This window comes from Ottowia sp., from assembly GCF_016703145.1.
Lineage (GTDB): Bacteria > Pseudomonadota > Gammaproteobacteria > Burkholderiales > Burkholderiaceae_C > Ottowia.
The window spans coordinates 561,175-581,978 of sequence record NZ_JADJCO010000002.1 but is presented as its reverse complement, the minus strand read 5'-3'; the positions used below and the strand labels follow the sequence as shown (position 1 = coordinate 581,978).

The window sequence follows — 20,804 nt, the reverse complement described above, 5'->3', positions numbered from 1 at the left end:
AAAGCGCGGACAAGCCGCGCTTCAGGTCAGGGTCGGGGCGGCTGCGAGGCCGCCGGAGCCCTGCACGGTTCAGCCCAAGACACGAATGTTGGAAGCCTGGGGACCCTTGGCCCCTTGGGTGACTTCGAACTCCACGCGCTGGTTCTCGGTCAGCGTCTTGAAGCCGCCGGCCTGGATTTCACGGAAGTGGGCGAACAGATCCTTGCCGCCATCGTCGGGGGCGATGAAGCCGAAGCCCTTGCCATCGTTGAACCATTTCACGGTTCCGGTTTGAGTTGTCATAGCGATTCCTTTCAAAGTTGCCAGGGCGCAAAAACCGCGCCTGGCGAAGAGACGCCAAGAAAATCATCAAGAGGGGGATTCGACAGATCCGCCAGCAGAACGCCGGGGAGAGAGCAGAAAAAGCCTAAGAGGTGACGGTCTTGCACATATCAACAAGCCGATGGTACACCGCTTAAGAGATGCATGCCGCTTTGCGCGCGAATATAAGCTCTTGCGTCCGCTACAGCAGCACGATGTCGTACTGGTCCGGCCCCAGCGCGCGCTCGGCCTGCAGCGAGATCGGCTTGCCGATGAAATCCGACAGCCCCGCCAGGTGCTGGCTTTCCTCGTCCAGCAGCATCTCGATCACGGCCGGCGCGGCCACGATGCGGAACTCCTTGGGGTTGAACTGCCGCGCCTCGCGCAGGATCTCGCGCAGGACGTCGTAGGCCACGGTGCGCGCGGTGCGCACGCGGCCGGCGCCCTGGCATTGCTCGCAGGGCTCGCACAGCAGTTGCGCCAGCGATTCGCGCGTGCGCTTGCGCGTCATCTCCACCAGGCCCAGCGTGGAGAAGCCGCCCACCTGCGTCTTCACGCGGTCGCGCGCCAGCTGCTTGCGAAACTCCGACAGCACGGCCTGCTGGTGCTCGGGCTGCGTCATGTCGATGAAGTCCACGATCACGATGCCGCCCAGGTTGCGCAGCCGCAACTGCCGCGCGATGGCCTGCGCGGCTTCCAGGTTGGTCTTGAACACCGTGTCGTCGAAGCTGCGCGCGCCGACGTAACCGCCGGTGTTGACGTCGATGATGGTCAGCGCCTCGGTCTGGTCGACGATCAGGTAGCCGCCGGACTTGAGGTCCACGCGCCGGCCCAGCGCCTTGGTGATCTCCTCGTCCACCGAGTACAGGTCGAAGATCGGTCGCTCGCCCGCGTAGTGCTGCAGGCGCGCGGCGGCGGCGGGCATGAACTCGCGCCCGAAGGCCATCAGCACCTGGAACTGCTCGGCCGAGTCGATGCGGATCGACTGCGTGTGCTCGCCCGTCAGGTCGCGCAGCACGCGCTGCAGCAGGCTCAGGTCCTCGTGCAGCAGCGAGCCCGGCGGCAGGCGCGTGCTGCCCTCGCGGATGCGCGCCCAGGTCTTGCGCAGGTAGGCAATGTCCTCGGCCAGCTCGGCGTCGCTGGCGTCCTCGCCGTTGGTGCGCAGGATGAACCCGCCGGTCTTGCCGCCAGCGACGCCCTCGCTGGCCAGTTGCTGCACGCGCCCGCGCAGCAGCTCGCGCTGGCCGGCGGGGATGCGCTGCGACACGCCGACGTGGTCGTCCTGCGGCAGGAACACGAGCAGGCGCCCGGCGATGCTGATCTGCGTGGACAGGCGCGCGCCCTTGGTGCCGATGGGGTCCTTGATGACCTGCACCATCAGCGTCTGGCCCTCGTACACCTGCTTCTCGATGGGGCGCGGCGGCGCGCCGTGGCGGTGCGCCGGCAGGCTCTCGCCCTCCAGCGGGAGCTGCCACAGGTCGGCCACGTGCAGGAAGGCCGAGCGCTCCAGCCCGATGTCGATAAAGGCCGACTGCATGCCCGGCAGCACGCGCGCCACCTTGCCCAGGTACACGTTGCCGACCAGGCCGCGCTCCAGCGCGCGCTCGACGTGCAGCTCCTGCACCGCGCCGTGTTCCACGATGGCCACGCGCGTCTCCTGCGGCGACCAGTTGATGAGGATGTCTTGCTGCATTTTGAATAGCGGGGTTTCAAGTCTTCACGCCGGCCTGCCGCAGCAAGGCAGCCGTCTCGTGCAGCGGCAGCCCCATGATGCCGCTGTAGCTGCCGCTGATGTGTTCGATGAACGCCGCGGCGCGGCCCTGGATGGCGTAGGCGCCGGCCTTGCCCTGCCACTCGCCGCTGGCGACGTAGGCGTCGATGGCGGCCTCGGGCAGCGGGGCGAAGCGCACGCGCGAGTCGCTCAGCGCCTCGCCGCGCCAGTCGCCCTGCTGCAAGGCCACGGCGGTGATGACGCGGTGCGTGCCGCCCGACAGCGCGCGCAGCATGCCGGCGGCCTCCTGCGCATCGCGCGGCTTGCCCAGGATGCGGCGGCCCACCGCCACCGTGGTGTCGGCGCACAGCACCGGCGCGGGCGGCCGCTGCTGCTGCTGCTGCGCGAGCCGCCGCGCGGCGTCGCCCAGCTTCAGGCGCGTGACGCGCCGCACGTAGGCCGCAGGCGCCTCGCCCGGACGCACCGCCTCCAGCGCCTCGGCGGCCTCGGCGTCGTCGGGCAGCAGCAGGCTGACGGCAACGCCCAACTGGTCGAGCAGTTGGCGCCGGCGCGGGCTCTGGGAGGCGAGGTAGATAAAGGTCACGTTGAGCGTTTGGCGTTGAGCGAGGATTAGCGCGCGCTGAATGCTGGGCGCCGAACGTTCGACCTCATTATTCCCGGTGGTACGGATGCCCCGCGTTCACCGACCACGCGCGGTAGAGCTGCTCGACGAGCAGCACGCGCACCATGGCGTGCGGCAAGGTCAGGTCGGACAGGCGCAGGCGCTCGTGCGCCGCCTGGCGCAGGCCCGGCTCCAGCCCGTCCGGGCCGCCGATGAGCAGGGCCACGTCGCCGCCCAGCCCTTGCCACTCGGCCAGCCGCGCGGCCAAGGCGTGCGTGGTCAGCGCGGCGCCGTGCTCGTCCAGCGCCACCACGTGGGCGCCCTTGGGCACGGCGGCCTCGATGCGATGGCGCTCGGCCGCCATGGCCTGGGCGGCGGTCTTGCCGCCGGCGCGCGGTTCGGTCTTGATCGCCTTCAGCTCCACCTTCAGCTCGGGCGGAAAGCGCTTGGCGTAGTCGTCCCAGGCCGTTTGCGCCCAACCGGGCACGCGCTGGCCGACGGCGACCACGACGAGCTTCATCGCGCCGTGCGAGGCGCGGCTTTCTTGGCGGCGGCGGCGGTGCGGGCCGTGGCCGCCTTCTTGGCCGTGGCGGGCTTGCCGACGACCATCACTTTCGGCGCCGCCGCTTTCCGGGCGGGGGTCTTGCGAGGCGCGGCCTTTCCGGCGACCGCTTTCTTGGCCGCCGCCTTCCTGGCCACGGCCGGCTTGCCGGCGGCGGCCTTGCGGGCCGGGGCGGGCTGGGCGGGTGTTTTCTTGGCCGCTACCTTTTTAGTAGCTGCAGGCGCAGTATCGGCGCTGGCTTCAGATGCTTTTTTCTTGGAATCGGCGGCTTTCCGCTCGGCCGGCGCGGCCGAGCGCAGCCGCACGGGCTTGTCGCCCCAGATTTCTTCCAGGTTGTAGTACTGGCGAATGGCGGGCTGCATCACGTGGACCACGGCAGCGCCGCAGTCGACGACGATCCATTCACCGTTCTCCTCGCCCTCCATGCGCGGCTTGGCGAAGCCAGCGTCGCGCACCTTGTCGCGCACGCTGGAGGCCAGGGCCTTGGTCTGCCGGTTGGAGGTGCCGCTGGCGACGATCACGCGCTCGAACAGCGGCGAGAGGTGCTCGGTGTTGAAGACGCGGATGTCCTGGGCTTTGACGTCCTCCAGGCCATCGACGATGGCGCGCTGGAGTTTCTGGACATCTTTCTTGGCGGCGGTTTCGCTCATCTAGGCAGTGGTGTAGAGGTGGTGGTCGGCAATATACCCCGCGACGGCCGCGGGAACCAGGTGATCGATGGGCCGTCCCGCCGCGGCGCGCGCGCGCACGTCGGTGGCGCTGTGCGGCAACACGGGCAGGCCGAGCAGGCGCACGCCGCGTTCCCCCAACCCCAGGCCAGGCAACGGATTTTTTGGATCAAATTGGCATTCAGCCCGCTCCGGATAAGAGCGAATAGCTATTGAAATAGTAGCAATCTCGATGATGTCCCGCGCCCGCCGCCAGCCGTGGAACGCCAGCGCCTGGTCGGCACCGATCAGCAGGAACAGCTCGGCGCCAGGGTAATCGGCGCGCAGCGCGGTCAGCGTGTCGATGGTGTAGGTGGGGCCGGCGCGGCGCAGTTCGCGGTCGTCCACCACCACGCCGGGCAGGTCGGCGAAGGCCAGGCGGCACATCGCCAGGCGATCGGCGGCGGGGCTCAGGGGGCGCGACTTGTGCCACGCGTCGCCGGTGGGCATGACGTGCAGGCGGTCCAGCGCCAGCTCGTCGAGCGCGGCGCGCGCCAGCGTCACGTGGGCGTCGTGCGGCGGGTCGAACGCGCCGCCGAACAGGCCCACCCGACGAATCTGGCGCACGCCGGCCGTCAGACCCATGCGCGCGGCACCAGGTAGCGCGCGGTCAGCTCGGCCTCGGGCGAGCCCACGGGCGGCTGGTGCTGGTAGGCCCACGCGGCCTTCGGCGGCATGGACAGCAGGATGGATTCGGTGCGCCCGCCCGACTGCAGGCCGAAGTGCGTGCCGCGGTCCCACACGAGGTTGAACTCGACGTAGCGGCCGCGCCGCACCAGTTGGTGCTCGCGCTCGCGCTCGCCCCAGGGCAGGCCGTGGCGTCGCAGCACGATGGGCTGGTACGCGGGCAGGAAGGCGTCGCCCACGGCGCGGATGAGGTCGAAGCCCTGCCCGGCCCCGTCCTCGTTGAAGTCGTCGAAGAAGATGCCGCCGATGCCGCGCGGCTCATGGCGGTGCTTGTTGACGAAGTACTCGTCGCACCACTGCTTGAAGCGCGGGTACTTGTCGGCGCCGAAGGGCGCCAGCGCGTCGCGGCAGGTGGCGTGGAAGTGGCGGGCGTCTTCGTCGAAGCCGTAGTACGGCGTGAGGTCCATGCCGCCGCCGAACCAGCACACGGGTGGCTGGCCCGGATGGCCTGCAGCGATCATGCGCACGTTCATGTGCACCGTGGGCACGTAGGGGTTGCGCGGGTGGAACACCAGCGACACGCCCATGGCCTCGAACGGCGCGCCCGCCAGCTCGGGCCGGTGCTGCGTGGCCGAGGGCGGCAGCCGGGGGCCGCGCACGTGCGAGAAGCCGACGCCGGCGCGCTCGAACACGGCGCCGCCTTCCAGGATCTTCGTGATGCCGTCGCCTTGCAGCGGCTCGCCGGGCGCCTTCCGCCAGCGGTCCTCGAGAAACCGGGCCTGGCCGTCGATCGATTCGATGGCGCTGGTGATGCGGTCTTGCAGGCCGGCCAGCCACACGCGCACCGCGCCGGTGTCGATAGTCAACATCTCAGTCATTCATGGCGCCGACGCACGCTTCGCAGCGCACCGCCCCGAAAGAGCCTGATGGTCGCGGAGCAGGCCATGCCAGTGCACTCGTGGCCGGGGTCTCCCCGGCCACGGGTGCGCCCCCTTGAGGGGGGGATGCCGGAACATCGCGCAGCGAGTGGAGCAACGGGGGGTGGTCATTTGATCGCGCGGTGGCCGATGTCGCGGCGGTATTGCATGCCGTCGAAGTGGATGCCGCGCGCCACGTCGTAGGCACGCGCCTGGGCCTGCTTGACCGAATCGGCCAGCACGGTGACGCACAGCACGCGCCCGCCGGAGGTGGTGACCCTGTCGCCCTCGGCCTGCGTGCCGGCGTGGAACACCATGGCATCGTCCGCGGGCCGGGGCAGACCGGCGACCAGGTCGCCCTTCTTGGGATTCAGCGGGTAGCCGCCGGCCGCCATCACCACGCCCAGGGCGGCGCGGCGGTCCCATTGCAGATCGACCTCGTCCAGGCGGCCAGCGGTGGCGGCCAGCAGCACGTCCACCAGGTCGGACTTCAGCCGCATCAGGATGGGCTGGGTCTCGGGATCGCCCATGCGGGTGTTGAACTCCAGCGTCCTGGGCCGGCCCTCGGCGTCGATCATCAGGCCGGCGTACAGGAAGCCGGTGAACGGGATGCCGTCCTGGTCCATGCCGCGGATGGTGGGCAGGATGACGTCGTGCATCACGCGCGCATGCACCCTCGGCGTGACGATGGGCGCCGGCGAGTACGCGCCCATGCCGCCGGTGTTGGGGCCCTCGTCGCGGTCCTTCAGGCGCTTGTGGTCCTGGCTGGTGGCCAGCGCGGCGACGTTCTTGCCGTCGCACAGCACGATGAAGCTGGCCTCCTCGCCGGCCAGGAACTCCTCGATGACGACGCGCGCACCGCCTTCGTTGTGCGCCACGCCCAGCGTGTTGCCACCCAGCATGTCGTCGATGGCGGCGTGCGCCTCGTCCGCGGTGGCGGCCACCACCACGCCCTTGCCGGCCGCCAGCCCGTCGGCCTTGACGACGATGGGCGCGCCCAGGCGCTCGACGTAGGCGTGCGCGGCCGCCGGGTCGCTGAAGGTCTCGTAGGCCGCGGTGGGGATGCCGTGGCGCTTCATGAAGTCCTTGCTGAAGGCCTTGGAGCTTTCGAGCTGCGCGGCGGCCTTGGTCGGGCCGAAGATGCGCAGGCCGTGCGCGCGGAAGTCGTCCACCACGCCGGCGGCCAGCGGCTGCTCGGGACCGACCACGGTGAGCGCGATCTTTTCCTTCAGCGCCCAGTCGCGCAGCGCGGCCAGGTCGGTGATGGGCACGTTCTTGAGATGGGGCGCCAGCGCCGTGCCGCCGTTGCCGGGCGCCACGTACACCTGCTGCACCTTGGGCGATGCGCTGAGCTTCCAGGCCAGCGCGTGCTCGCGGCCGCCGCCGCCGATGACGAGGACTTTCATGTCACAGCGCCGCGTTGTGGAAGACTTCCTGCACGTCGTCCAGGTCTTCCAGCATGTCCAGCAGTTTCTGCATGCGGGTGGCGTCGTCGCCGGCCAGGTCGACGGTGTTCTCGGCGCGCATCGTCACCTCGGCCACCTCGGGCGCCAGGCCGGCGGCCTCCAGCGCGTTCTTCACGGCCTCGAACCGGGCCGGGTCGGTCAGCACCTCGATGGCGCCCTCGTCGTCGGCGATGACGTCGTCGGCGCCGGCTTCGAGCGCCAGCTCCATCACCTGGTCCTCGCTGGTGCCGGGCGCGAAGATGATCTGCCCGCAATGCTTGAACTGAAACGCCACCGAACCCTCGGTGCCCATGTTGCCGCCGTGCTTGCTGAAGGCGTGGCGCACTTCGGCCACGGTGCGCACGCGGTTGTCGGTCATGGTGTCGACGATGATCGCCGCGCCGCCGATGCCGTAGCCCTCGTAGCGGATTTCCTCGTAGCTCACGCCTTCGAGGTTGCCGGTGGCCTTGTCGATGTTGCGCTTGACGGTGTCGGCGGGCATGTTGGCCGCCTTGGCCTTTTCAATCGCCAGGCGCAGGCGCGGGTTGGCCGTCGGGTCGCCGCCGCCGGTGCGCGCGGCCACCATGATCTCGCGCACCACGCGCGTCCAGACGCGCTGGCGCTTTTCGTCCTGGCGCCCCTTGCGGTGCTGAATGTTTGCCCATTTGCTGTGGCCGGCCATGACGAGTCGCTTTCTCGGGAAGTCGCTTGATAATCGGGCGATTTTACTTTTCAAAGGCGCCGCACCATGGCCGACCCCTTGCTGATCGCCAAGCACGGCGACATCGAAGCCCTTCTCCTGCCCGGCTTGGCCAACCGCCACGGCCTCGTCACCGGCGCCACCGGCACCGGCAAGACGGTGACGCTGCAGAAGATGGCCGAGGCCTTCAGCCGCATCGGCGTGCCGGTGTTCATGAGCGACGTCAAGGGCGATCTCTCCGGCATCAGCCAACCCGGCAGCGTGCAGGGCAAGATGGCCGAAATTCTGAAGGAGCGCGGCCTGCCCGCGCCCGAGCCGCTGGCCTGTCCGGCCACCTTCTGGGACGTGTTCGGCGAGAAAGGGCACCCGGTGCGCGCCACCATCTCCGACATGGGGCCGCTGCTGCTGGCGCGCATGCTGGATTTGAACGACACGCAGGCCGGCGTGCTGAACCTCGTCTTCAAGATCGCCGACGACAGCGGCATGCTGCTGCTGGACCTGAAGGACCTGCGCGCCATGCTCATCCACGTGGGCGAGAACGCCAAGGACTTCACCACCAAGTACGGCAACGTCAGCACCGCCAGCGTCGGCGCCATCCAGCGCGGCCTCATGCAACTGGAGAGCCAGGGCGCCGACCGGTTCTTCGGCGAGCCCATGCTCGACATCGCCGACCTGATGCAGACCGTCCACGGCCAGGGCGTGATCAACATCCTCTCGGCCGACAAGCTGATGACCGCGCCGCGCCTGTACGCCAGCTTCCTGCTGTGGCTGCTGTCCGAGCTGTTCGAGCACCTGCCCGAGGTCGGCGACCCGGAGAAGCCCAAATTCGTCTTCTTCTTCGACGAGGCGCACCTGCTGTTCGCCGACGCGCCCAAGGTGCTGCTGGAGCGCATCGAGCTGGTGGTGCGTCTGGTGCGCTCCAAGGGCGTGGGTGTGTACTTCGTCACCCAGAACCCCATCGACGTGCCCGACACCGTGCTGGCCCAGCTCGGCAACCGCGTGCAGCACGCGCTGCGCGCCTTCACCCCGCGCGACCAGAAGGCCGTCAAGGCCACGGCGCAGACCATGCGCGCCAACCCCGGGCTCGACATCGAGACCGCCATCACCGAACTCGGCACCGGCGAAGCGCTGGTGAGCTTCCTCGACGCCAAGGGCCGCCCCGCCGTGACCGAGCGCGTGTTCGTCATTCCGCCGGGCAGCCAGATCGGCCCCATCACCGAGACCCAGCGCGCCGAGCTCATGAAGAGTTCCCTGGTGGCCGGCGCCTACGACCAGGCGGTGGACCGCGAATCGGCCTACGAGATGCTGGCCGCGCGCGGCGGCGCGCAGACCGCGCCGAGCGCCGCCGCGCCCGCCACGGCCGACGACGGCGGCCTGCTGGGCAGCGTGGGCAACGTCGTCAAGGAAGCCCTGTTCGGCCGCACCGGCCCGCGCGGCGGCCAGTACGACGGCATCGTGCAGAACGTGGTCAAGGGCGAGATGCGCCGCATGGGCCGCGAACTGGTGCGCGGCGCCCTGGGCAGCCTGCTGGGCGGCAAGCGGCGCTGAGCCCGCCCGGACCCGGGACGTCGGCGCACGGCAGCCCGTTTCATGGTCAAAACGGGCTAGATCCCGCTTCCAATAAGCGCCAATAGCTATTATTATGATAGCTATCGGCGGGTGCGCCGACTCGGTCAGTCCTTCAGCTTGATCTTCTTCTCGACCTCGGCGCCGGCTTTTTCCGCCTTCTTGCGGCGGTTGAACACCCGCCGCATGTAGCGCACGTCGGCCAGCGCCAGATGCTTCTGGGCGGCGACGAACTGCTCCTGCTCCTCCTCGCGCACGTGGTGCAGGTATTCCTCGCGCAGCTTGGCGAAGCGCCGCAGCCAGCCGCTGGAGGCCATGTCGCGCGCGGCCAGATCGGCCAGCATCTCGTCCATCTCGTGGTGTTCAGCCACCGCGTGGCGCGCGTCCTCGGTGGTGGCCGGATCGCGCAGCACGGTGGACCACAGCGCCTGCTCCTCGGCGGCGGCGTGGCCCTTGATCTCCAGCACCAGTTCCTTGAACAGGCGTTGACGCTCGGGCGACTTGCCCTCGGTGGCGTCGATCATGGCCAGCAGCGCCCGGTGCCGGTCGTGATCCTCGACCAGGCGGCCGAAGATGTCGGGATCGCCACGGAACCGGGTGGCGGGCGTGGCGCCGATGCGCGCGGGCAATTCGGGCGCCAGCGCCTTGGCCTTGGCGACGGCGGCTGACTTGGCCTGCCGCTCGGTGGCGGCGCGGGTGGCGCTGTTGACGGTCTTCTTGGCAGTCTTCATCGTGGTCTTCCTCTTTCTGTTGCGTTCAAGCCAGCATGCGCACCTTGGGCTCGCGCGCCCAGCGCCGCGCGATGCCGGTCTCGACCAGGGCCTCGTACGGCACCACCCCGTCGTCCGGCTCGACGCCGGCCTTGTCCAGCAGCACCTGCGAGCCCTTGCAGTGGCCGATGACCTTGCAGTGCCCGTAAGCGTCCATGAACCACTGCACCGCCGCGCCGTCGCGCGCCAGCTTGTCGGCCTGCGCGGGCATCAGGATGCTGGCCACGGCGTCGAACAGCACCGAGGGCGAGCCGGCCAGCTGCCCGTCGGCCTTCAGCGTGCCGCCCTTCACTGCAATGCCACCCACCTTGGGGGCCACCAGGAACACGCCGCCGCCGGCCTGCTCGATGTCGCCCTTGAGTTTCTGGATGGCCGCCTTGTCCGAGCCTTCGTCGAACAGGATGGCCACCTTGCGGCCAGCGAAGGTGTGCTTGGCGTTCTTCTGGATCGAGAGCGCGTCCGACGGCGGCAACGCCACCGACTCGCGCGCGGCAGGGGCCTTGGCCGGCAGGTCGATGGCCAGCCCCGCCGCCACGCGCGCGGCCAAGTCTTCATCGATATTGCGCAGACGCGCGACGATGCGCGCGCGCACGTGCGCCAGTGTCACCTTGGACAGCTCGAACACCAGCGCGGAGGCGATGTGGGCCTGCTCGCTGACGGTCTGCGAGACATAGAACTGGCGCGCCTGGCTGTAGTGGTCGGCGAACAGCTCGGCGCGCACGCGCAGTTTCTCGCCGCCGTCGTTGCGCTCGTCGTTGACGGGGAAGGTGGTGAAGCCGGTCTCGGGGCAGGCGCGCGGGCCGCCGTCCTCGCCCGTCTCGGCCAGGCTGTTCGGCTCGTAGTTGGCGCGGCCGGTGGGCACCAGCGTCTGCATCATGCCGTCGCGCTGGAAGTTGTGGAACGGGCACTTGGGCGCGTTGATGGGGATCTGGTGGAAGTTGGCGGTGCCCAGGCGCGATTTCTGCGTGTCCAGGTACGAAAACAATCGCCCCTGCAGCAGCGGGTCGTTGCTGAAGTCGATGCCGGGAATGACGTTGGTGGGCATGAAGGCCACCTGCTCGGTCTCGGCGAAGAAGTTGGACGGGTTGCGGTTGAGCGTCATGCGGCCGATGCGCTGCACCGGAATGTCTTCTTCGGGGATCAGCTTGGTCGGGTCCAGCACGTCGTAGGGCTGCCGGGCCGCGAACGCTTCGTCGAACACCTGGATGCCCAGATCCCAGGCCGGGAAGTCGCCCGCGGCGATGGCGTCGTGCAGGTCGCGCCGGTGGAAGTCGGGGTCGGCGCCGGCGATCTTGACGGCCTCGTCCCAGCAGGTGGATTCGAGCCCCAGCACCGGCTTCCAGTGGAACTTGACGAGGTGCCCCTGCCCTTGAGCGTTGACCAGACGAAAGGTGTGCACCCCGAAGCCTTCGATCATGCGCAGGCTGCGCGGAATGGCGCGGTCGGACATCGCCCACATGATCATGTGCATCGACTCGGGCATGAGCCCGATGAAGTCCCAGAAGGTGTCGTGCGCCGAGGCCGCCTGCGGAAAGCCGCGGTCGGCCTCCATCTTCACGCTGTGCACCAGGTCCGGGAACTTGATCGCGTCCTGGATGAAGAACACCGGGATGTTGTTGCCCACCAGATCCCAGTTGCCGCTGTCGGTGTAAAGCTTGACGGCGAAGCCGCGCACGTCGCGCGGCGTGTCCACCGAGCCAGCGCCGCCGGCCACGGTGGAAAAGCGCACGAACACCGGGCAGGTGGCGCCCTCCTTCTGGAAGATGGACGCCTTGGTCAATTCAGGAATGGCCCGCGTGCATTCGAACACGCCGTGCGCGCCGGAGCCGCGCGCATGCACGATGCGTTCGGGGATGCGCTCGTGGTCGAAGTGGAAGATCTTCTCGCGCAGGATGAAGTCTTCCAGCAGCGTGGCCCCGCGCGCGCCGGCGCGCAGCGAATTCTGGTTGTCGGCCACGCGGTGGCCGAAGTTGTCGGTCAGGGCGGCGGCGATGTCGTCGTCGGCCGTGGCGGGCGCCAGGTTCTGGTGCAGCTCGCCGCCCTCGCCCACCACGTCCACCAACGGCGCGTGCCGCGCGCCAGGGGCGTGGTGGTGCAAGCCGTTGTCCAGCGCAGGGGAGGCTTGGGCGGCAGGCGAGGTGTTGGCGCGGGGCGCCTTGGGCTGACGAGGCATGGCAGGTTCCTTGAAAAGAGAGCCGCACAGCCGCACGCCGATGGGCAGGCGGTGGCGCAGCCGGTGAGGGGTGCCCCAGCTTAGGTGGCACGCGCCAGCCCGCGCGTATCCGCACACGCGCCATCGCTGTCGTCCGGCGCCGCCGCCGGGCGTCGGCGCTGGCCTACGCCCGCGGCGGCCGGCGCGGCGCGCTTGTAGGACAGATGACCTGTTCAAGGCGGGTGCAAGGTGCTACAACGATTCCCTACGGTAGCCACCGCCTTGCCACTTTGCGGCACCCTCAGCTTCCGAAGTGCCGCCACGGAGGTTGTATGGATGTCATCAGCAACTCTGTCGCACGCTACGCTCGCCTGCGCGAAGAGGAAATGTCGATCGACGAGTACCTCGTGCTGTGCCAGCGCGATCCCATGGCCTACGAGGGTGCTGCCCGGCGCATGCTGGCGGCCATCGGTGAGCCCGAGATGGTGGACACGCGCAATGACCCGCACCTGTCGCGCCTGTTCGCCAACAAGGTCATCCGCCGCTACCCCGCCTTTGCCGAGTTCTACGGCATGGAAGACGCCATCGAGCAGGTGGTGAGCTTCTTCCGCCATGCGGCCCAGGGCCTGGAGGAGCGCAAGCAGATCCTGTACCTGCTGGGGCCGGTGGGCGGCGGCAAGAGCTCGATCGCCGAGCGCCTGAAGTACCTGATGCAGAAGGTGCCGTTCTACGCGCTCAAGGGCTCGCCGGTGAACGAGTCGCCGCTGGGCCTGTTCGACCCCATGGAGGACGGGCCGGTGCTGGAGGAGCAGTTCGGCATTCCCAGGCGCTGCCTGCAGCACGTGCTGTCGCCCTGGGCCGTCAAGCGCCTGGAAGAATATGGTGGCGACATCCGCCAGTTCCGCGTCATCAAGCGCTACCCCAGCATCCTGAAGCAGATCGCCATCGCCAAGACCGAGCCGGGCGACGAGAACAACCAGGACATCTCCAGCCTGGTGGGCAAGGTGGACATCCGCAAGCTGGAGAACTTCGCCCAGGACGACACCGACGCCTACAGCTACAGCGGCGGCCTGTGCCTGGCCAACCAGGGCATCCTGGAATTCGTCGAGATGTTCAAGGCCCCCATCAAGGTGCTGCACCCGCTGCTCACCGCCACGCAAGAGGGCAACTACAAGGGCACCGAGGGCTTTGGCGCCATTCCTTTCGACGGCATCGTGCTGGCGCACAGCAACGAGAGCGAGTGGAAGGCCTTCCGCAACAACAAGAACAACGAGGCCTTCCTGGATCGCATCTACATCGTCAAGGTGCCCTACTGCCTGCGCGTGTCCGGGGAGGTGAAGATCTACGAGAAGCTGATCCGCGAGTCGTCGCTGGCCAAGGCCGTGTGCGCGCCCGGCACGCTCAAGATGATGGCTCGGTTCTCGGTGCTCACGCGCCTGAAGGAGCCCGAGAACTCCAGCATCTTCAGCAAGATGCAGGTTTATGACGGCGAGAGCCTGAAGGACACCGACCCGCGCGCCAAGAGCTACCAGGAGTACCGCGACTTCGCTGGCGTGGACGAGGGCATGTCGGGCATCTCCACGCGCTTTGCCTTCAAGATCCTGTCGAAGGTGTTCAACTACGACAGCACCGAGGTGGCGGCCAACCCGGTGCACCTGATGTACGTGCTGGAGCAGCAGATCGAGCGCGAACAGTTCCCCGCCGAGCTGGAGACCAAGTACACCGGCTTCATCAAGGAATACCTGGCGGCGCGCTATGCCGAGTTCATCGGCAAGGAAATCCAGACCGCCTACCTTGAGAGCTACAGCGAGTACGGCCAGAACATCTTCGACCGCTACGTCACCTACGCCGACTACTGGATCCAGGACAACGAGTACCGCGACAACGACACCGGCGAAGCCTTTGACCGCGCCGCGCTCAATGCCGAGCTGGAAAAGGTCGAAAAGCCCGCCGGCATCGCCAACCCCAAGGATTTCCGCAACGAGATCGTCAACTTCGTACTGCGCGCGCGGGCCAACAACCAGGGCAACAACCCCAGCTGGACCAGCTATGAAAAGCTGCGCCTGGTGATCGAGAAGAAGATGTTCTCCAACACCGAGGAGCTGCTGCCGGTCATCAGCTTCAACGCCAAGGCCAGCGCCGAGGACGCGCGCAAGCACGAGGATTTTGTCACCCGCATGGAGGCCAAGGGCTATACGCCCAAGCAGGTGCGCCTTCTGTGCGAGTGGTACCTGCGCGTGCGCAAAAGCAGTTGAGCGACCTACCGGCGTCCAGTGCGCCGGGCCATGCATTGGGGGCACCGATGGCATTGCAAATCATCGACCGCAGGCTTTCGGGCAAGAACAAGTCCGTGGGCAACCGCGAGCGTTTCGTGCGCCGCTACAAGCAGCAGATTGCCGAAGCGGTGCACCGGGCCATATCCGGGCGCGACATCCGCCACATCGAGCAGGCGGAGAGCATCACCATCCCCCGCAAGGACATCCGCGAGCCGGTGTTCCACCACGGCCCGGGCGGCATACGCGACACAGTGCACCCTGGCAACAGCGAACATGTGCGCGGAGACCGCATCGCCCGCCCCCCCGGCGGGGCGGGCGGTTCGGGCGCCCAGGCCAGCGACAACGGCGAAGCGGAAGACGACTTCAGCTTCACCCTGACCAAGGAAGAGTTCATGGAGCTGTTCTTCGAGGACCTGGCGCTGCCGCGCCTGCTGCGCACGCATCTGGGCCACACCCTGCAATACAAGACGCGCCGCGCCGGCTACAGCCACGACGGCACGCCGCACAACCTGGCGCTGCTGCGCACCATGCGCGGCGCCTTAGGCCGGCGCATCGCGCTGACCAAGGCGCCGCACCGCGAACTGCAGGCGTTGCAGGACGCGCTCGACGCGCTGCTGGCGCAGGACGACGGCACCAGCGAGGCCGTGGCCGCGCTGCGGCAGTGCATCGACGCGCTGACGGCGCGCATCCGCAAGGTGGCCTTTCTCGAACCCCTGGACCTGCGCTTTCGCAACCGCACCAAGGTGCCCGTGCCCAGCAGCCAGGCCGTGATGTTCTGCGTGATGGATGTCTCCGGCTCCATGGACCAGGCGCGCAAGGATCTGGCCAAGCGCTTCTTCATCCTGCTGTACCTGTTCCTCACGCGCCACTACGAGAAGATCGACATCGTCTTCATCCGCCACCACACCCAGGCCGCCGAGGTCGGCGAGGACGAGTTCTTCCACTCCACCGAAAGCGGCGGCACGGTGGTCAGCAGCGCGCTGGTGCTTCTGGAGCAGATCATCCGCATGCGCTACCCCGTGGCGGACTGGAACATCTACGTGGCGCAAGCCAGCGATGGCGACAACTTCGCCAGCGATGGCGACAACTGCCGCCACCTGTTGGCGGGCAGCATCCTGCCGCTGGTGCGCTATTTCGCCTACGTGCAGGTGGTGCCGGATGAACAGAACCTGTGGCGGGAATACAGTCAGCTGGCGCCGCTGTTTTCCCACTTTGCCATGCGCAAGGTGTCCGCGCCAGCCGACATCTACCCGGTGTTCCGCGACCTGTTCAAGAAGGAAGGCGTATCGGCATGAACCCTTCTCAATACCCCGTGCTGGCGCGCCGCGCGGGCTCCCACCACGGCAAGCAGATCGCCCGGGGCGAACGCGCGCAGCGCGGCGTGCCCCCCGACCTGTTGCCGGCCGGCAGGCACCCGGTCCGCCCGCTGCCCGACCCCAGCGACTGGACCTTCGAGCTGATCGAGCGCTACCACGCGGTCATCGCCGCCACGGCCGCGCGCTACGGCCTGGACACCTACCCCAACCAGCTGGAGGTGATATCGGCCGAACAAATGATGGACGCCTACGCCAGCGTGGGCATGCCGGTGGGTTACCGCCACTGGAGCTACGGCAAGGAGTTCCTGGCCACCGAGCGGCGCTACCGGCGCGGCCACATGGGCCTGGCGTACGAGATCGTCATCAACTCCAACCCATGCATCAGCTACCTGATGGAGGAAAACACCACCGCCATGCAGGCGCTGGTGATCGCCCACGCGGCCTACGGGCACAACAGCTTCTTCAAGGGCAACTACCTGTTCGGCATGTGGACCGACGCCGGCAGCATCATCGACTACCTGGTGTTTGCCCGGGACTACGTCGCCCAGTGCGAGGAAAAGCATGGGCAGGACACCGTGGAGCAGTGGCTGGACTCCTGCCACGCGCTGGCCACCCTGGGGGTCGACCGCTACCACCGCCCGTCCAAGAAGACCCTGGCGCGCGAGCGCGCCGAGCGCGAGCAGCGCGAAGCCTATGCCCAGCAGCAGGTGAACGAGCTGTGGCGCACGCTGCCGGCGCGCCCGGACAAGGACAGCGCGGTGCCGGAGCATGAGCGCTTTCCCAAGGAGCCCGAAGAAAACCTGCTGTACTTCATCGAGAAGAACGCCCCGCTGCTCGAGCCCTGGCAGCGCGAGATCGTGCGCATCGTGCGCAAGATCGCCCAGTACTTCTACCCGCAGCGCCAGACCCAGGTGATGAACGAGGGCTGGGCCACCTTCTGGCACTACACGCTGCTGAACACCCTGTACGACGAAGGCTGGTTGACCGACGGCGTGATGATCGAGTGGCTGTCGTCGCACACCAACGTGATCCACCAGCCGCCCGCCGGGCACCGCGCCTACAGCGGCATCAACCCCTACGCGCTGGGCTTTTCCATGTACCGCGACATCCGGCGCATCTGCCAGAGCCCCACCGAGGAAGACCGGGTCTGGTTCCCCGACATGGCCGGCACCCCGTGGCTGCCGGCGCTGCACCACGCCATGCAGAACTTCAAGGACGAGAGCTTCATCGGCCAGTTCCTGAGCCCGCGGCTGATGCGCGACATGCGCCTGTTCGCCATCCATGACGACGCCAGCAAGCCCGAACTGCTGGTCAGTGCCATCCACGACGAGGACGGCTACCGCGCCCTGCGCCAGACCCTGTCGCAGCAGTACGACCTGGGCGCGCGCGAGCCCAACATCCAGGTCTGGAACGTGAACCTGCGCGGCGACCGCTGCCTGACCCTGCGCCACACCCCCTACCAGGGCCGCCCGCTGGCCGAGGATGCGCTGGAAGTGCTCAAGCACACGGCGCGCCTGTGGGGTTTCGGCGTGCGGCTGGAAACCGTCAAGGGCGACGGTGACGCGCCGGTGCTGCTGCATGCCGTGCCGGCACCGGCCGCCTGAGCGCTTTTTTTTAGCATTTCAGCCATCCAGCCAGCACCAGCATTACGCTTTCAGCTATTTATTATATAGCATTCCAGTGCTTGCATGCGCCTCACCACCGCAGCACGCGCGGCCCCAGCCAGGCGCCCAGCGCCACCGGCAGGGCCATGCCCAGCATGTACCACACGGCGATGAAGGGGGCGCTCAGTTCGGGACAGTGCAGCGCGTAGACGGCGGCGCCGGCCCCGCCGGCCAGCGCGCCGGCTGCCGCACCGGCCAGGCGCAGCCGCGTGGGCGCCATTTCGCGCAGCGCGCCCAGCGCGGCCACCAGCACGGGCAGCGCGATCAGGCCGATGCTGAAGGCGCAGCTGCGCCAGGTCTGGCCCCACAGCAGTTCGGCGCGCGCGGACGGCGGCGCCGCCAGCCACTGGCCGGCCGCCACGCCCCACACCACCACCAGCGCCAGCGCAATGCCCCAGCCGGCACGGCCGGCCGGCACGCCGGGGCGTGCCAGGCGCGCCGCCATCACGCCCGCGCACAGCGCCACCAGCATCGGCATGCCCAGCTTCATCCAGAACAGGGGCATGCCCAGCACCCGCGGAAACTGGTGGTTGAGGCCGTAGCCCGCCAGCACGATGGCCAGCGCCCCCAGCAGCCCCAGGCACACGGCGCGCGCCAGCGCCGCGCCCGTGGCGGGCCGGCGTTCGGCCCCGGCGTGGGTGGCCAGCAGGGCAATCAAGTCGTCGGTTTTCATGCGTGACCCTCCAGGCGCCGCGCGGCGCCAAAACGCGCGGCCAGCACCTTCAGGCCGCGATGGATGCCCACCTTCACGGCCGATTCCGACAAGCCCGTGAGCTGCGCCGTCTCCGCCACCGACAGGCCCTCGATCTTCACGCACTCGATGGGGCGGCGCTGCTTGTCGGGCAGGCTTTGCAGCATGCCCATCAGGTCGCGCTGGGCATCGTGCGCGTCGTGCGTGCTGGCGGCGAACAGGGGCATCTCCTCATCCAGTGGGTCGTGCAGCGCTTCGCGCGCGCCACGGGCGCGCAGCAGGTCGATCAGTTTGTAGCGCGCAATGGCATGCACCCAGGCGGTAAGCGGCTGGTCGGGCTGGTAGGTGTGGCGCTTGTTGTGCATGGCAAGCAGGCATTCCTGCACCAGGTCTTCCACGTCGTCCGGCCAGCCAAACAGGCGCCGCCGCAGGTAGGCGCGCAGGTGCCCCGCCAGCAATTGCAGAAAGCGCCGGTAGGCAGCTTCGTCGCCACCCAGGCCGGCCAGCAGCAGGCGGTGCAATTCGGTTTCGGGGTCGGGTGTGGACATGGGCGGACAGGTGACGACTATGCCTTCGGATCGGCCCGCGATCCGGTTACAGCGCCATTGCAGATTATTTGAACCCGGTTTTTTTTCCGGGACATCGCAGCCGGTGAAGATTTTCTTGTCGCCGGGCCGCCCCAAGATAAAAACGCCCCCTCGGGAGGCAGCGGACCACGCGCAGCGGGGGAGCGTGGGGGGATTTTTTTCCCGCGCTGTAACCCAGCCAGCGGCGCCGACGAATTAGTCCACGTATCCGTCCTGGATACCTTGCACATCAACCCGAGGAGTTATTTCATGTCCACCACCACCAAAGTCACTTCCGCACTCCTGGCCAGCGCCGTCGCCGGCCTGCTGGCATCGGCCGCCCATGCCGCCCCGCTGACCAAGGCAGAAGCCGATGCCGCCATCGCCGCGCACAAGGAAAAATGCTACGGCGTGGCCCTGAAGGGGCAGAACGACTGCGCCGCCGGCCCCGGCACCACCTGCCAGGGCACGTCCACCATGGACTTCCAGGGCAATGCGTGGAAGTTCGTGCAGAGCGGCACCTGCGCCAAGATCCAGACGCCGAACGGCGGCCACGGCACGCTCATGCCGATGAAGTCCTGATTCTTCAAGAGAACCCAGGGGACGGCCATGCGCGCGGGCACCAGCTTCAAGCACCCACACCTGCCCGCGATCCTCGCGGAGCCGCCGGCCGATGGCTTGTTCTTCGAGGTGCATGCCGAGAACTACATGGGCGCGGGCGGCCCGCCGCACCGCATGCTCACCACCCTGCGCGAGCGGCACGCACTGTCCCTGCACGGGGTGTGCATGTCCATCGGCGCGCCGGGCCTGCTGGACCCGCGCCACCTGGCGCGCTTTCGCGACCTGGTGCTGCGCTACCAGCCCGCCTTGGTGTCGGAGCATTTGGCCTGGTCTTCGCATGGCGGCACCTTCTTCAACGACCTGCTGCCCCTGCCCTACACCCGCGCCACGCTGGAGCGGGTGTGCGAGCACATCGACCAAGTGCAAGAGGCGATCCAGCGGCCCCTGCTGCTGGAGAACCCCGCCACCTACGTGGCGTTTGCGTCGTCCACGATGGGCGAAGCGGAGTTCATCCGCGCGGTGGCGCGGCGCACCGGCTGCGGCCTGCTGCTCGACCTCAACAACGTCTTCGTCTCGGCGGCCAACCACGGCTATTCGGCCGCAGGGTATCTGGACGCCTTTCCGCTCGAACAGGTCGGCGAAATCCACCTGGCCGGGCACAGCGAACAGCGCGACGACGAGGGCGCACCGCTGCTCATCGACAGCCACGACCGCGCCGTCGCGCCACCGGTCTGGGACTTGTACCGCAGCGTCATCGACCGCATCGGCCCCGTGCCGACGCTGATCGAATGGGACAGCGACCTGCCCGACTGGCCCACCCTGCGCGCGCAGGCCCAGGCGGCGTGCCGCGTGATGCAGCAGGAGGCCCACCATGCAACCTGCTGAATACAGCGCGGCGTTCGCGCCAGGCCTGACCTGCCCGCGGTACCCGGCGCCCGCCGATGTGGCCGCCCACCGGGGCAAAGGCGTGGTGCAGCGCTACAACGTCTACCGCAACAACGTGACCGTGAGCCTCATCCATGCGCTGGCCGACATCTACCCGGCCGTTCAGCGCATCACCGGCGCCGAATTTTTCCGCGCGATGGCGCGCTTCCACCTGCGCGCCACGCCGCCCACGTCGCCGCTGCTGTTCGACTACGGGCGCGACTTTCCCGCCTTCATCGCCGCCTACGAATACGCGCAAGCGCTGCCCTGGCTGGCCGACGTCGCGCGCATCGAACGCGCCTGGCTGGACGCCTACCATGCCGCCGACCGGCCGGCGCTTGGCGCGGGCGCGCTGGCCGCCGTTGATCCGGCCCTGCTGGCCGACCTGCGCTTTGAACCCCACCCCGCCGCGCGCATCGTGCGCTCGCGCTACCCCGCCGTGGCGATCTTCACGCAGCACAAGACCGAGGGCGCGGCCCCGCCGCCGCAGTCTCATGGCGCCGAAGACGCGCTCATCAGCCGGCCCGGCATGGACGTCATCGTCTCGCGCCTGCCCGCGGGCGGCGCGGCCTTTCTCGGCAACCTTCTCGCAGGCGCCCCGCTGGGCACGGCCGCCGCCGCCGCGTTCGACGAGGCGCCGTCCTTCGACCTGTCCGCCAACCTGGCGGGCATGGTCTCGGCGGGCGTATTAACCGCCCTTCAACCAGGAGACTAGACATGTCAGCGA

General features: G+C 68.4%; 20 protein-coding genes. 7 read left to right on the top strand and 13 right to left on the bottom strand.

The genetic code is table 11. The features are described from left to right. Positions 1-69 precede the first annotated feature (69 nt). The 9 genes from IPG65_RS02945 to IPG65_RS02905 form a co-directional block, all read right to left on the bottom strand. Positions 70-282: a cold-shock protein gene (locus tag IPG65_RS02945; protein ID WP_293187787.1), complete on the bottom strand. Its 213-nt coding sequence runs from the start codon at positions 280-282 to the stop codon at positions 70-72. A gap of 220 nt (positions 283-502) precedes the next feature. Then, complete coding sequence (gene rng, locus IPG65_RS02940; RefSeq protein ID WP_293187786.1) at positions 503-1,993, bottom strand: ribonuclease G; 1,491 nt, start codon at positions 1,991-1,993, stop codon at positions 503-505. A gap of 16 nt (positions 1,994-2,009) precedes the next feature. Beyond that, on the bottom strand, positions 2,010-2,615 hold the full coding sequence (locus IPG65_RS02935) for a nucleoside triphosphate pyrophosphatase (protein WP_293187785.1): 606 nt from the start codon (positions 2,613-2,615) through the stop codon (positions 2,010-2,012). Between the two features lie 67 nt (positions 2,616-2,682). Next, positions 2,683-3,153 (bottom strand): 23S rRNA (pseudouridine(1915)-N(3))-methyltransferase RlmH, encoded by a 471-nt coding sequence (rlmH, locus tag IPG65_RS02930; protein WP_293187784.1) that lies wholly within the window; start codon positions 3,151-3,153, stop codon positions 2,683-2,685. Further along, complete coding sequence (rsfS, locus tag IPG65_RS02925; RefSeq protein ID WP_293187783.1) at positions 3,150-3,845, bottom strand: ribosome silencing factor; 696 nt, start codon at positions 3,843-3,845, stop codon at positions 3,150-3,152. The genes rlmH and rsfS overlap by 4 nt, the downstream gene beginning before the upstream one ends. Further along, a complete protein-coding gene (gene nadD / locus IPG65_RS02920; RefSeq protein ID WP_293187782.1) occupies positions 3,846-4,487 on the bottom strand; it encodes a nicotinate (nicotinamide) nucleotide adenylyltransferase in 642 nt (213 codons plus the stop codon). Continuing rightward, positions 4,478-5,407: an oxygen-dependent coproporphyrinogen oxidase gene (gene hemF / locus IPG65_RS02915; RefSeq protein WP_293187781.1), complete on the bottom strand. Its 930-nt coding sequence runs from the start codon at positions 5,405-5,407 to the stop codon at positions 4,478-4,480. Before hemF ends, nadD begins: the two co-directional genes overlap by 10 nt. 167 nt (positions 5,408-5,574) lie before the next feature. Further along, positions 5,575-6,852: a phosphoribosylamine--glycine ligase gene (gene purD / locus IPG65_RS02910; RefSeq protein WP_293187780.1), complete on the bottom strand. Its 1,278-nt coding sequence runs from the start codon at positions 6,850-6,852 to the stop codon at positions 5,575-5,577. A gap of 1 nt (position 6,853) precedes the next feature. Continuing rightward, on the bottom strand, positions 6,854-7,573 hold the full coding sequence (locus IPG65_RS02905) for a YebC/PmpR family DNA-binding transcriptional regulator (protein ID WP_293187779.1): 720 nt from the start codon (positions 7,571-7,573) through the stop codon (positions 6,854-6,856). Between the two features lie 66 nt (positions 7,574-7,639). Here IPG65_RS02905 and IPG65_RS02900 point away from each other — a divergent pair, with 66 nt between their 5' ends. After that, the gene (locus IPG65_RS02900) at positions 7,640-9,139 is read left to right on the top strand and encodes a helicase HerA-like C-terminal domain-containing protein (protein ID WP_293187778.1); all 1,500 of its coding nucleotides are present in this window, start codon (positions 7,640-7,642) and stop codon (positions 9,137-9,139) included. A gap of 125 nt (positions 9,140-9,264) precedes the next feature. On the opposite strand, the gene IPG65_RS02895 is transcribed toward IPG65_RS02900, so the two are convergent. Both IPG65_RS02895 and IPG65_RS02890 read right to left on the bottom strand, forming a co-directional pair. Continuing rightward, positions 9,265-9,888, bottom strand: coding sequence for a hemerythrin domain-containing protein (locus IPG65_RS02895; RefSeq protein WP_293187777.1), 624 nt, complete (start codon positions 9,886-9,888; stop codon positions 9,265-9,267). A gap of 25 nt (positions 9,889-9,913) precedes the next feature. Next, on the bottom strand, positions 9,914-12,100 hold the full coding sequence (locus IPG65_RS02890; protein WP_293187776.1) for a catalase: 2,187 nt from the start codon (positions 12,098-12,100) through the stop codon (positions 9,914-9,916). A 311-nt stretch (positions 12,101-12,411) separates the two neighbouring features. On the opposite strand from IPG65_RS02890, the gene IPG65_RS02885 reads away from it, so the two are divergent. The 3 genes from IPG65_RS02885 to IPG65_RS02875 are packed head-to-tail and all read left to right on the top strand — an operon-like array spanning position 12,412 to position 17,275. Then, entirely contained in the window at positions 12,412-14,334 is a 1,923-nt protein-coding gene (locus IPG65_RS02885) for a PrkA family serine protein kinase (RefSeq protein ID WP_293187775.1), read from the top strand. A gap of 47 nt (positions 14,335-14,381) precedes the next feature. Then, entirely contained in the window at positions 14,382-15,650 is a 1,269-nt protein-coding gene (locus IPG65_RS02880; RefSeq protein ID WP_293187774.1) for a YeaH/YhbH family protein, read from the top strand. Then, positions 15,647-17,275, top strand: coding sequence for a SpoVR family protein (locus IPG65_RS02875; RefSeq protein ID WP_293187773.1), 1,629 nt, complete (start codon positions 15,647-15,649; stop codon positions 17,273-17,275). Before IPG65_RS02880 ends, IPG65_RS02875 begins: the two co-directional genes overlap by 4 nt. Before the next feature lie 91 nt (positions 17,276-17,366). Here the strand turns inward: IPG65_RS02875 and IPG65_RS02870 are convergent, their stop codons facing one another. Then, on the bottom strand, positions 17,367-18,008 hold the full coding sequence (locus tag IPG65_RS02870; protein WP_293187772.1) for a DUF1109 domain-containing protein: 642 nt from the start codon (positions 18,006-18,008) through the stop codon (positions 17,367-17,369). Beyond that, positions 18,005-18,574, bottom strand: a complete 570-nt coding sequence (locus IPG65_RS02865; protein WP_293187771.1) for a sigma-70 family RNA polymerase sigma factor — start codon at positions 18,572-18,574, stop codon at positions 18,005-18,007. Before IPG65_RS02865 ends, IPG65_RS02870 begins: the two co-directional genes overlap by 4 nt. A gap of 288 nt (positions 18,575-18,862) precedes the next feature. Here IPG65_RS02865 and IPG65_RS02860 point away from each other — a divergent pair, with 288 nt between their 5' ends. The 3 genes from IPG65_RS02860 to IPG65_RS02850 are packed head-to-tail and all read left to right on the top strand — an operon-like array spanning position 18,863 to position 20,792. After that, on the top strand, positions 18,863-19,174 hold the full coding sequence (locus tag IPG65_RS02860; protein WP_293187770.1) for a DUF2282 domain-containing protein: 312 nt from the start codon (positions 18,863-18,865) through the stop codon (positions 19,172-19,174). Between the two features lie 27 nt (positions 19,175-19,201). Next, positions 19,202-20,038 carry a DUF692 domain-containing protein gene (locus IPG65_RS02855; protein ID WP_293187769.1) on the top strand — a complete coding sequence of 279 codons (837 nt, stop codon included), beginning with the start codon at positions 19,202-19,204 and terminating at the stop codon, positions 20,036-20,038. Beyond that, positions 20,025-20,792 (top strand): DNA-binding domain-containing protein, encoded by a 768-nt coding sequence (locus IPG65_RS02850; RefSeq protein WP_293187768.1) that lies wholly within the window; start codon positions 20,025-20,027, stop codon positions 20,790-20,792. Before IPG65_RS02855 ends, IPG65_RS02850 begins: the two co-directional genes overlap by 14 nt. Positions 20,793-20,804 lie beyond the last annotated feature (12 nt).